We start from the raw sequence: 13,621 nt of genomic DNA on the forward strand, positions 1-13,621 counted from the left end.
TTACTATTTCTCAATACCACAAAATCCAGCGGCTTCTTGTATATTAGTTCTAATCGTCATATAGCTGGCTAAATCCAAGACTTTAAATACGTGTAGTATATTATCCGAAATATTACATAACACTATATCGCCTCCTGCTTCTCGTGATGTTTCAACATTGCTAAGTATTGAGCCAACACCGGCTGAAGAAAGAAATTCCAATTCGTTCATATCGATTATGATATATTTGTAGCTTTCAGCCTGGAGTGCAGTGATTGTTTCGAGCATTTCGCCGGCATTACTGTTATTCAATATTTTCCCGGGGTTGATAATAATTGTATCATCCCCAAGCGGTTTTTTGCTTATATCGCGGCTACTCATAATTGTTGCTCCATCTTTTTTCCAATGTTAATTTATTCATACCGTTGTCGCTGTAGGTATAAGAAATATCATCAATTAATTTTTTTATTATACTTAACCCAAAACCTCTTTTTTGGCGTTTCTTGGCTGCCTCTAATGGATGAAAATCTGTCATTTTTTCAGTTGGATTAAAAGGCAACCCATTGTCTTCAAATTGCATCACTATTCGATTATTGAAAACCTTGGCTTTAAAAATTACCTTATTGCTGCCATTGGTTGTCCCATGTGTACAGATATTATTGCCAACTTCATAAAAAATTATTATTAAATCAAAGCTAATATATTTTGTTAGGTTTATACGTATTAAGAATTGTTTAAATTTCTCTAAAGCCTTATTAAGGCTCTCGTTATCAGCAATAAATTCATCGCGGTATATTTCCGGAGAAGCTGATATTTCAAACGATATAAATTCCGTTCGATCTATTGTTTGTGAATCGCCGTCAAAGTTAAAAAACTCTGTCAAATTTAGTACTTTTAGGACGCGAATTAATTCTGGAGTAGGCCACAAAAGACTCATCTTTATACCTTTTTCTTCAAATATTTCTCTCGCTTGCCATAATAATCCTATATGAGTAGACGTTGTTTGCTTGAGTTGGGAGCAATTTAGTTTTATCGGTAATGAATGTACATTACTTAAATTTTCCAGATGCTGTAAAAAACTTTGTTCAGCGTTTTCGGATAATTCAATTGGGACCATTATGGTATTATCGACCTCATTAACGAGTTTCATTTGTGTTCTCCATCAATTGGATATATTTTATGTCGGTAATTTTTTCACACCACTTAAGGGCAATAAGCGTAATGTCATCATATTGTGGCGCAGATCCTACAAATGCTTGGTGTTGTTGAAGGACTTCATCTACTATTTCATCTGCTTTAAGATGTTTAAATGATTTTATAAGCTGCATAAAAAGGTCCATTCCGAATTCTTTATTATTCGAGTTGAGCGCTTCATTGATTCCATCAGTGTACTGGATTATCAAATCATTCTTAGCCAACGAGAGATGACCGGTTTTGATTCTTTTATTAAATTGTTCAGCAGGCATAAGTCCCAATGGATATCCGGTAGTTTGTATTAATTCGGCATTTCCACTGCCCCCATCAATTTTTATCAATGGATTGTGTCCGGCGGAAGCAAAATCAAGCTGCCCCGTATTTTTGTTTAAAAGCCCATAGAACATTGTTACAAAAGTTCCCCTTTTCAGATTTGGCCTTAGTTCCTGGTTGACATGTTTTAATAACTCCGCCGGCTGTATGATTGATCTGGTAAACTCCTTAATAATATCGCGAGTAAGCAGCATAATCAGCATTCCAGGCAGAGATTTTCCGGAAACATCGGCTACGACAAAGGCCAGAAAATTATCGTCAATTTCAATAAAATCATAGTAATCTCCGCCAACTTCTTTGGCGCTGTAGTATTTTCCGGCAAACTCAAATAGTTCTGATTTAGGGAATTCTCGGGGTAAAATATTAGCCTGAATCTCCCTGGCGATTTCCAGTTCTCTGGCCATCCGCTCGTTTTCAATCAGATTATTTTGAGCGATATTTAATCTGGCGGCCATAACCTTTAAGGTCTTAGCTAGATACCCAAATTCATTTTTGTCCTTCACAGAGAAATCAAATGAAAACTTTTCAAAATCAATTTGCTTTAAATAATTGGTGATTATACTGATAGAACGAAGCTTTCTACCCAATATTATCAATGTTGATGATATGCATAGGATAATTATTATCACGGTTAAAAGAACAACGGTTAAGATTGATGTTTTGCGCGCAATTGTGATTTGTTTATCGGATGATGCCACCACCAGTTTTCCCAAACTCAAATTGTTTTCTATAACAGGTACAGCAGTAAAGACAGAATCCTTGCTAATTTCCAGTGATTCACCTGGTTTCAGCAGCTCGGGGAAAGAGCCGGATGTTACATCCGGCATTTTCTCTGATGTTATCACTTTTACAATATCAGTATGAGCTATAAATATACCTTTTTGATTTGTGATACCTGCCCAATATACATCGGGATTTTCAGCGGCTAGTTTTTTACATATATTATTAAGCAACAGTTCATCGGGATCTTTAGATGAGATGATTAGTTTCCCCGCAGAACTGGAATATGATCGAGACTGGGTAAGCAATTTATCTAAAACATTTCTGGTTGCAGATTCAACATAAAAACTGGTTATAAAATAGCCGGTAATCGACATTAGAAGAATAATTATAGATGATATATACAGAGCAAATTCGAATCGAATCGATTTTTTAAATTGATGCTGCTCCGGCCATTGAATGGCATCATTATCGGGTTCAATTTTTTTAATTTGAGTTGTTGGAAAGTTCATTTAGTCTCTCTAATTCGTTATTGGTTCTATCGATGTATTTTTTAATTTCGGCATTGGCAGGATCAAGTTTCCTTACTTTTTCCCACATTTCAATCGCTTGCTTAAGTTTGTTGCACCCATAAAGTTCAACTCCGGCATATTTATAAGCATTGGCAAGATATTCTCTCACAGCTTCATAATCCGGCGCCAATTGCTCAACCTTCTCCCATTGAATAATTGCCTGATGCAAGTCACCTTTCACGAAAAGCTTTCGGGCTGCACTATAGGATTCCTCAACTTCTTTAAGCAGTACATCACTGAGAGGTTTGGATATTCCATCAGCTCTATGAACGACTGGTGCAGAGTTTCTGCTCATTTTTTCAAGTATATTGTTATGCAAGTTTAGGCATAATTGGTGTTGCGGATAAAGCGTCAATGCCGAGTCAATGTTGACTAATGCCTTATCAAAGTCATTTTCCGAATAAGCGCTGGCGGCAGTTTCCCGGTAACGCTCAAATATAACCCGCTTATAAATCGTGCTCACCCTGTTATCTTCAGCGGCAAATTGCTTGATTTTTTGAACAGCCGAATATGCCTGGTTCAGTTCGCCATAACTTAATAAGGAATCAATCAGCGATAGGTGTTTCCTGATCATCTCCTCTTTTGAAGCGATTTGCTGAATAGAATCATCTATTCGTTTTATAAGATCCAATGTTTCTTTGGAAACAGAATCTATGGATAAAGCAAGATTGGCATAATAACGGGCATCTATATAATTTTTGGATTCAAGCTTTGCTTGGGCAGAATCATGATATTCGCGGTAATGCTTTTTATTGTTAATCTCGGTCAAACGAGACTTCGCTTTGGCTCCCAGTTGATAAATATTGCTGGTATCGATACTATTAATTCGCGCTAAGAACAATGCTCTCTCGAAAAAACTTATAGCTTTTTCGAGACTATCCAAACCAGCCGATTCCTGTCCTTTATGTACCATGTCGTTTATTATTTCTAAATTATGCGTTGATAGCTGCTTATTCATTAAATCGTTGAATTCAGTTTCGCGATCCTGAGCTCTTCGTTGCCTTCTTTCACCCATAGATGCGCCGAAAGTCATTGTGATGCTGAACATGTGCAGGCCGCCCATGTCTCGTCCAACATAGGCGTAATCGAAGTTTAATAATTTATAGTTGATTCCACAACCGGCAGAAAACTTGTTGCCACGCAGGCCGCTTCTGAGAGAAAGAATATCATATAAGCTATACTCCAGCCCAAAGGCCAGAGTTGATTCGATATCTTCAACCTTTGTAAACTTTGCCGTCATCGTCAATGCCTGATTCCAGCTTGGTTTGGGCAACAGGCGTACAGCCAAACCAAAATTGCCTCCGATAGGATAGGAGACACTCTCATCAGCCAGTTTGGAACTCAGGCTGATTAGGTTTCTACCAACAAGAGCTAATGAATAATATTCCAGCCAATTTAAATGAGTTGAGATTTGCCTGGCGACGGATAAGTTCAAGCCGGGAGATGAAGTTGTGCTGTAGGTATCCAGCGAATGGTGTTCCATGTTTAGGGCAAAACCGAAATCATATTGTGAAATGGCCTTACCGTAAGCTAAGTAAAATCCCAATCGCTCATCCTGAATATAACCCTTAAGAAAGTTATGAACATCCCGTTTTTCAATGCCGTTTATGCCAAGGCGAAATATGCCCAGACCAAAACTTCCATAATCTAATGTAGGAAAGACAAAGCCCATATATTGATAGGCAACGTCTGAATCGTATAGACGGCTATAAAAACCCCCAAGCGATATTCTATCGGCCCGAGTCAGTCGCGAGGGGTTCCAGTATGGAGCGGTGGTGTTATCGCTGATAGCAAGATTAGACCCGCCGAGTGAAAGTTCCCGGGCTCCGGTACCCATACTGAAAGGCGATTGAGTGCCGGCATCATCGGAAGCAAATGAGCAGCCGAAAGCCAGAATAATGCAGGTCAAATATGTTAATAATGTCCTCATCTTATCACCGCAATTTTCCTTCTAAAGCATTCCTCGCGCCCCGAAGTATATTTGGCTGTAATTCGACAGAAATATGTCCCGGAAACCACTTTAAGACATGAATTATTGAAACCCATCCAAGAATCGCTTTGATATGAACCTGCCGGACGGAATGAATTAATTGTTACGTCCTTGACAGCATCGCCGGTTATGGTGAATATGGTTATATCAATAGTTGCATCTTCTGCCAGAACGAATCCAATAATGGTCTTCTCACCCCGTGAGGAGTGAAAGGGATTTGGATAGTTAGTAAAAGAGCGTTCAAGGTTAGCTGCTGATATCGATATCTCAGTTGCCTGAAGTGGGTACGAACCTTCAATTAATGTAGTATATATTGTATCCCCCAGATTTTTATCAGCCATTTCCAGGAATGTTGAGTCTTCGAAGATTATAACATAATTGCCAAGAATTGATTCGTTTTTAATGTCGCATTTAAGTGTTATGGGAATATTGCTTCCCCAGGATACGTCGTAATTGTCTTCAATCGGAATTACCAGACTATCACTCGTCAAAATGCTATCAAAGGCGACTTGTTGACCATCGAGCATTAGATATATGGCTTCAAATATATCGCTTCCGGAAACGGACGATAAACCATCAAGCGTTCGCTTCTTAAAATGCCCGCGTAAACCATATATGCTTAAATCTCCTTGTGGATTAGGATTATCATACACAATGATTCCCTCGAATATAGTTAGTTGGTCTTGACCCGGAAACCCGATTTTCAAGGGTGGATTCTGCAATTTCAGGTTTGGCCGACCTGCCGGCAAAAAGATGCGTGTAATACTTGTCGAAAACGGGAAGTCTATATCACATCCGTTAGCAATGCTGATCCCCGGATAGATTGAAGTATCAGCCGCATCACGCAGGATTATTGAATTTTCCGACTGTACGACTAAAGCAAAATGATCAAAGGAAACATCGCCTTCGATATCTGCGACTAAATCAATATTAAGGTTTTCGCTGGGATTAATCAGCAAACCGGTATCCGATAAATTGAAAACTGCCGAACCATATAGTATTGGAACAAATGGCTGGTATTCTATTGGGCTATCGGAAATCCTGAAGCCGATTTTATCGAATAAACGATCAGGGTTTAATAGTTCGCCAAGACTATCAAGAACTGTTATCTGTATATCATACAGTCTAATGGGCGAATGAAGACTGTCTGAAGGATAGCTAACGTTAAAATCAATCAGCGATAATGAATCTATGCCGCCTATTATCGATGAGGGTAGAGATGGAATCAAACATATTTCCGGTGCGGAAGCGGGTTGTCTAAACTCTGTCCAGCCGGAACTAATAGGGAAAGCCGAACCCTCGGATATTATCAGAGTATCCGTTGCGACCCCAAGTTGTGAACCGGAATTAAGATCACGAACCTCAAAGTAAGTGCTGTCGTGAACAACAAAATTGAAACCGGGATATGTCGTCTCATCTTTAATTGAAACCATCACTTCAAGGGTGTCGGTGTCGCCGGGATTTAAAGTAACCGGAGAAGCAAGTTGAATAGTCTGTAATGATGTGTCGGTCTCAAAGTCGTTCAACAATCCAATAATAAATGGTCCCCTGCCGATGGCGACTTCATCCAGCACGGATGTGATATTAATAGAGTTCCATAAACTATCGACCAGAACAAACGAGAGACTCGTAAATTGGATTTGCGAGTTGCCGGTTATTCCCGGATGCCGCAATCTCAACCGCAATATTTTGGCATATCTCTGGCCAAAATTCACCGTTTCGTTAAGCATCGAAGTATATGATACAGCCATTTGCTGCGAAGGATCATCTATACGGCAGGAAGCTGTTTGCATCGGAAAAACTACACCCGTATCTAATGGAACAGTTTGCAGGCTGTTTTCATCAACGATTTGAATCATACTGCTGTTATCGATTGCCAGCATAAAATCGGAGGCTGATGCCTGGCTATCAATATCCACAAGCAAAGTATAAAGCTGTTGTTGTGATGGCGGAACTATTACCGGGCTGCTAAATACCAAAGGGACGGTTGTCTGCGCCGGAATATCTTCCAGAACGACCATATTATTATAGCCTGCAGATAAAACCATTCGACTGAAAACCTCATCTGCATTCAATGGTTCGCCATTACTATTTTTAATGCTTATCTGCAGGCTATCGAGACGCAGAGATGCTGCCGTATTCTCAGTGTCAGGATGAGCATATTGCATACTAAAAGGAAAAATATTGGTCTGACCTCTAATTACTGCCGTGGGAATAGAGCTGATTAGCTGAATATAAATATCCGATGGTGAATCCTGTAGTGTAACCGTATTAGTCCGAACGATCGATGAAGAATCAGGTATAAGCGGTGCCATAGCACGAAACCGCCAGTAAACTTCACCGGTTTGGATAGCCGTGTAATAATATAAGAATTCAACAGAATCACCACTGGCCAGAGTTGCAGGTCCCGAAAAACTGCTGTCATAAACAACAATTGTAGAATCGTTAACACTTATTACCTGGGCATATACACTATCCATAGGTTCCGTTGAAATGTTTTCAACCGTAAGCCCAACTTCAATCGTTTGACCTATCGAACGGGTTTGAATAAGCGGTCTATAGGAAACTCTTATTTCTGAGTTGGTGATATTGAAAGTTGCAGAACCAATCAGCGGATTATCGAGTGGACCGTCATTTAACGATTTAAACTGGCAGCCATTTAGCGGTATAGTCCCCTGAAAATAGATGTCTTGAGAAGCTAAACTGCTGATATCTGCAAGCAGGAATAGCGTCGGTGGTTGTTCGTCAACTTCAATCTCAAGAGAGTTAGCAGTCCATGTCAATCCCGAATATACAAATGAACTAACGAACAGATCACTATTTTGCCAGATGTCATCGCCATTAATGTCCAACCAAATTTCCAGGGAAGAAATATCGCTGGTATCGGCATCTCCAATATTCCCGACGGTTACTGATTGCAGAGTATCTATCAGGTTGCCATTGGAAGCGGGGCGAAAGGCAAATAAAGTAACGGAGGTATCTCCTGGGCTTAGCGTCCTTGATACTAACTCGATTTCCTCATACTGAGAAAATACCGATCCATTTATTATAAGGTAGCCTCCGCTAATAACGGGCAGATCGCCGTTGATATTGACAGATTGCGAGAAGGTTAAATCCGAAGGATTGGAAATTGAAATCGCCAGGCTATCCGAATCAATTGCATTCGAGGGAATATCTGCAACCATAAAGAAATAAAATAACGATTCCGGAGGTATTGCAATGTTAAATCCGGAAAACCTAAGACTCCCGTCATTAAAATAGCCCGTTGCCAGCAGCGAATCATTATCCATAATTCTATTCTTATTTGTATCGAAAAACAAGGATACCTGTCCCAGCTCGCTGTCTGAATATTCCTGGGCAGCATTACTATGCGATATATTATTTGTTTGGATTGCCTGCAGATTCTGAGTGTCGCTTATATAACCATTATACAAGGCTGCGGCAAGCATAACATTATCGGAGCTTCCCGGTGCCGCCGTATCAGATTGTTCGGGGACCGAAATTACGGTAATGCGGTTTGATGGAAAAATAAGATGAGGTTGAGGATTGCCTATGTTTTCATCATCCGCGCCGGTGGTTCCCGATCTATACTCGATTCCCTCAACCGAGACCTCAAGTTGAATTGTTCCCCCTTCAAATTGAGCATTAGCAATATCAAGAGTAACAAAGAACCGTCTGCCGGAAGTATTAATCGGATATGCCAGACTCGCTAAAGTCCAAATTCCGGCATTAAAAGAAAACTGTCCTATCTCACTGTCGTCTGCCGTAAAACCGTTGCCGGTGATGTCAGCCCAGAGATTAAGAGTCAAATAGGTACTGGCATCCTGAAATGTGCCTGTATTTATAAGCTGAATGCTGCTAAGACTATCCGAAGCATAGCCGTTACTCGGGAGGATGAAATCGAAAATCAATCTGTCTGTCTGGCCTCCATAAAAGGTGCTGCCGCTAATTGTGTTTACTGCAACATTATTAGCTGGAAATGCATTAATGACAAAATCATTTTCATTCTGCAGCGGAAAGTTGTCCGCGAGGTTAACCTGCGGTGTTAAAAAGAATCCCGTCGTATCCGGAATGCCAATATTAATCAGGTTTCCGTTTTTTGCATTTGCAGCGCTTAGAGCAGCCACAACTGATATTCCAATGATGCTTCCCGAACCCGGTATCGATAACCCGGGCGTATTAAAAACTATGATCCCATCACTTAAAGCAGCGGTAGAAAGCAAAGTGTCTTCCAAGCCAAGATCGGTATAATCACCATCTATGTTTGCATAAAGAAGCATGCTGTCTATCTGGCTATCGAGTTCACTTTGGCTTGCCCCATCCGGGTCGGTAGCCAGTAGATTCAGACTAAGGCTGTCTATTGATATGGACATAGCATAGCTGCTTATGAACTCCAAACCCAAAATCGGACCTGTGCTTTCTCCTGGAATGATATTTCGAGCGGGAATAGATACCGCAGATACCGCTAATTCCTCATCTGTTTGAATAATCACAGTATCCACAGGAACTATTTCAACGTCAAGCGGCCCGTCATTATTCGATGACATCTCGAGGCCATGTAAAGGTATGCCAAGCGCAACAGTAGAAAGATTGGTTGGGTAAGCCGCTAATTTGACCGCAACATAATATCGAGTAAGTTGGTTTGTCAGTGGAGAATTTAAGCCGCTTATTGACCAATAGGCTCCGGTAAAAAATAAGAGCCCAAGACGAATTTCTTCCGCCTGTCCACCCCAGGAATTGCTGCCATCATCCATGAATAATATCATCGAATCCAGATCTGATTCATCCGCTGTACCCGAATTCCATACATTAAAACCATTAAGCGTATCCTCCTGATAGCCATTGCGGGGAATGTCGATTATCATTATATTATAAAGCGAATCGCCCGGGCTTATTGTTGTCATACCCGTTGCAATCAAAGAAATCTGTTCGGATATTAAGCCATCGATTATATTATATCCCTGAGAATTCAAAGTATCCGGACCCTGAAACATTGTTCCATCGCTTGTCTGGATATCCGTATCAGTTAAGACAAACAAGTCAAGAGAATCGCTATCATGAGGATTCGGGCTGATTACCGGACAAATAATAAATGAACGTTCTGATTCTGCCGGAATTGAAAAAGGTGAAAATAATAAAGTAAGAGTATCAAAAGTGAAACTTTCTGATGCAATCAGACTATCTATTCCGGTAATCGAAGTATCATTATCTGCATCAAAATACAAAGCCAGTGAATCAATGTTAGTTAATCTCTCGGCAAGATTGCCCGCCCCTCTGGAGGCATCATGCACGGTTACGCTTTCGATGTTTTTGGCTGTATCTAAACTATTATCAATGCGAAAAGCAAGTAAAGATGAGTTTGTCTGATTGGAATAAACAACGGTATTGCCAAGCGGGATTGCATGGATATACAATTTCGGAATTACTGCATTCATTGTTTCGGATGTATCTGTAATTGCATTAATGTCAGATAGTACGATGATTTCACCGGAGCCCTCCTGGTCTGAGGTAAATAGACCAGTAGAATCTATAGAGCCGGATGAAAATGTATGCGACCAGGTAAGTACTCCCGGATAAGTCTGGAAATCGTTGCTGTCGAGAGCTTCAACATTAAACTGATAAGAGGAATCGACAAAAAGCGAATCATAAAATGGTGTTATTGTCAGGCTGGCGAGATTGCCGGTTTCCAATGCCCCCATATCAGGGGTGCTGCCATTAAATATATAACCAAGATCAAGGCCGGCATCTATTGCCGGTGAAGAGCTTTTCAACCTGAAATTTTCCTGTGGGGGATTAGTAAACTTAGGAGATGCTGATATTCCGCCGGCAGAATCAACAACACCGCCAGAGTAATTTGCATTGCTGTTGCTCCAAACATCATTAAAACCGCATATATTCTCAACTCGACCAAAAATACCGTTATTATTCGATACGGTTATGTTATTGAATATTCGCGCAGTGGTTACATTGCTTTCGAGATTGATTCCATCATTGGTGCAATTATAAGCTGTATTGTTATAAATATTATTATTCTCTCCCGAATCAGAGATACTGATTCCATCTATGCCGGAATTGGTTGTAATGTTTCTCAGAATAAGATTGTCATCGCCAACAACCCTTATACCATTCCAAACATTATCATGTATATAGCAATTGGTTACAGCACATGAATCGCCGGTAAGATATATTCCGTTATGACCTGAATTGGTAAGCTCTAAACCATCGAGCTTAACATGTTTGGCATTCAGCCATATAATTGATATAGCCAAGCCATTTATATCAAATACAGCATCGCCAACACCGAGTTTTCGATAAGTTATTGTGGATGTTTCCGTTCCCGATAAGGTCAAGTCAATATAATCTGTAAGAGAATATATTCCCGGTATCACGTTAATGGTATCGCCAGGCTGCAATATACCCAACTGATCGCCATTGTCTAACGATGCCCAAGCATTGGCCGAATCCAATCCGCTATTGCCGTCATCGCCGGTAGGGGAAACGTAGAAGTTAATAGGTACATGTGTAGAATACTCTATAGCCCCCATGTCTGGCGCGGCATCGTTATACGGATAGCCCAAATCTAAGCCTGCATCAATAGCGGGTGACCCTTCGCGAAGATGAAAATTATACGTTGATTGGTTTACGAACTGAGGATCATCGGATATTCCACCTGCAGAATCAACAACTCCACCACTATAATCATTAGTACCGCTATTCCAAATATCGTTGTATCCGCATATATTCCCAGCTGTTCCATCGATTCCATCATCACCCCCAATGATGATATTGTTGAATACGCGTGCTGAGGATACAGAATTATCAATCCATATCCCGTCGAGAGGACATGAATAAATAGTATTTCCATAGAATAAATTATTTTCGCTACCGTTGCGGTTAACAATTCCAGATTGGTTGGCGTTGTAAAATACATTTCTCAAAATGAGATTGTCGTTGCCTTCAATGTCTATTCCTTGCAGTCCGCAATCATGTATGCAACAGCCGGTAATAAGGCAGGAATCTCCGATTAACAGGATGCCATCGCGACCGGGATTAATGATTTCAAGATTGAGAAGCTGTATGTTGTTACCTAAGACTTGTATGGCACATGTATCGCTGCCATCGGGATCTATGATTGCGGTTCCTGCTCCGAATTTACGATAAACAATCGGAAGTGCTTGAGTTCCGGATAATGTCAACTGAACAGTCGTTGAAACCGAATAAACACCGGGATATATATTAATCGTATCACCGGGATTTAGGATGCTTAGCTGATCGCCATTGTCTAACGATACCCAAGCGTTGGCCGAATCCAATCCGCTATTGACGTCATCACCGGCGGGGGAAACAAAGTAAGTAGTAATCGTATCAACGTCATTGAAGGCAACCCAATAAATCTTGGTGCTATTTTGATTAACCTCGTTTAATGATCCTACCTGGAAGCCATCGGCTAAGAAAGCTTGAATTCCATCATCCAGATTGAAAGCCGAGTTAAAAAATAATGTACTATCTGCTGTCAGTGACGATGGGCGATGAACGGAATTAATATTGCCTTCATTGGCTATTATTATATACTCAGGCTGAAAACCAACGTCTGTAATATCGCGGTTGTCATTGCCATCACCATTATACCAGTTGTCCGCAATCCTTCCCGGCACAGAATTCCAGGCGATATAATGATAAATAACTCCTGAGTTATTAACTGTATTGTGATCACCAATTTGAAAACCATCAGCTTCGAAATCCTGGATTCTATTTGCCTTTTCATTATCATTATTAAATTGCATGCTTTGATTTATAGGTTCGGATGAGAAACGCTGCATGGCTCGTTTGTCTGCCTCGCTCATTACTATCACATAACCAGGCTGAAAACCAATACTGTTTATGCTTCGATTGTCGGTGTCATCACCGGTATAGCTGCCAACAACCATTTCGCCCGCTTCTGCTTTAAAAGCGATCCAGTAGTAATCAACTCCGTTCCCATTCACAATGTCATCTCCGCCAACAACGAATCCATCAGTGGTGAATGATTGAATTATATCAGGTTGGAAAACAAAATCATCAACCAGCGATTTCGAGACATCACCAGTCATAGTTGAAGTGCGTATATAAGCGGATTCATTCAGGTTACCTTTGATGATTACCACATCAGGTTGAAATCCCGGATAGTTGATTGGGCGATTGTCAGAGCCATCACCTTGATAGGTGCCTGCTGACAATTGCATAGCGGCAGATACGACACTAACGTAAAATACGAATATCAATGAAGTGATAAATACTAAACGTATAAATTTAATTTCGAAAATTGCATATTTAAGCATATCATTTATAGGAATCGGTATTTATAGCGAGGATGTTTAAATGTATCTGGTTAGAAGTAACAGGATAATTATAATTTTACAATCTGAAACACCTGTCTTATTTTGCGTAATTGTTTCACTTGGCAACACTTTACCTACAGTATTTTGCATAATTAAATGACATAAAACTAATTCAAAATCATATAATTATGATATTTGATATTACCCCATTTTAACGGACACATTATAAAGTAATTTAATTGTATTTCAAAGACAACAGGTGGTTTATCAGGAGTATTCCCATTATTTTATTCAATTACAGGTTGGGTTCTCAGACTAAGGCGGATGAGGGGAGCGAACAAGCGGACTTAAAATATTTCATATTATTACACTGCTGTCCGGCCTTTTTTATAGAGTTCTTAAAATAATACCCAACAATCGAAACTTGCTTATTTCATAATCCATAGAGCAGCGGGATGTTGGGCGGCTCCGATAAACATCGGCACTTCATCTTTTATTTTGTTAAATATTTCGAG

General features: G+C 40.2%; 5 protein-coding genes. All 5 read right to left on the reverse strand.

Features of this window, described 5'->3' with window-relative positions; all coding sequences use genetic code 11:
• Window positions 1–3 precede the first annotated feature (3 nt).
• The 5 genes from J7K40_01420 to J7K40_01440 are packed head-to-tail and all read right to left on the reverse strand — an operon-like array spanning window position 4 to window position 13,010.
• The gene (locus tag J7K40_01420) at window positions 4–360 is read right to left on the reverse strand and encodes an STAS domain-containing protein (protein ID MCD6161058.1); all 357 of its coding nucleotides are present in this window, start codon (window positions 358–360) and stop codon (window positions 4–6) included.
• Window positions 353–1,129, reverse strand: a complete 777-nt coding sequence (locus J7K40_01425; protein ID MCD6161059.1) for an ATP-binding protein — start codon at window positions 1,127–1,129, stop codon at window positions 353–355. Before J7K40_01425 ends, J7K40_01420 begins: the two co-directional genes overlap by 8 nt.
• Entirely contained in the window at window positions 1,116–2,738 is a 1,623-nt protein-coding gene (locus tag J7K40_01430; GenBank protein MCD6161060.1) for a PP2C family protein-serine/threonine phosphatase, read from the reverse strand. The genes J7K40_01425 and J7K40_01430 overlap by 14 nt, the downstream gene beginning before the upstream one ends.
• Window positions 2,713–4,728, reverse strand: coding sequence for a tetratricopeptide repeat protein (locus J7K40_01435; protein ID MCD6161061.1), 2,016 nt, complete (start codon window positions 4,726–4,728; stop codon window positions 2,713–2,715). Before J7K40_01435 ends, J7K40_01430 begins: the two co-directional genes overlap by 26 nt.
• Window positions 4,725–13,010: a right-handed parallel beta-helix repeat-containing protein gene (locus J7K40_01440; GenBank protein ID MCD6161062.1), complete on the reverse strand. Its 8,286-nt coding sequence runs from the start codon at window positions 13,008–13,010 to the stop codon at window positions 4,725–4,727. Before J7K40_01440 ends, J7K40_01435 begins: the two co-directional genes overlap by 4 nt.
• Window positions 13,011–13,621 lie beyond the last annotated feature (611 nt).

It is taken from the genome of Candidatus Zixiibacteriota bacterium, assembly GCA_021159005.1.
Taxonomy (GTDB): Bacteria; Zixibacteria; MSB-5A5; order UBA10806; family 4484-95; genus JAGGSN01.

What these genes read in the sequence shown, in the direction of transcription:
- J7K40_01425 (MCD6161059.1), bottom strand. Translation starts at nt 1,129, where the DNA reads ATGAAACTCGTTAATGAGGTCGATAATACCATAATGGTCCCAATTGAA.
- J7K40_01420 (MCD6161058.1), bottom strand. Translation starts at nt 360, where the DNA reads ATGAGTAGCCGCGATATAAGCAAAAAACCGCTTGGGGATGATACAATT.
- J7K40_01440 (MCD6161062.1), bottom strand. Translation starts at nt 13,010, where the DNA reads ATGCAATTGTCAGCAGGCACCTATCAAGGTGATGGCTCTGACAATCGC.
- J7K40_01435 (MCD6161061.1), bottom strand. Translation starts at nt 4,728, where the DNA reads ATGAGGACATTATTAACATATTTGACCTGCATTATTCTGGCTTTCGGC.
- J7K40_01430 (MCD6161060.1), bottom strand. Translation starts at nt 2,738, where the DNA reads ATGAACTTTCCAACAACTCAAATTAAAAAAATTGAACCCGATAATGAT.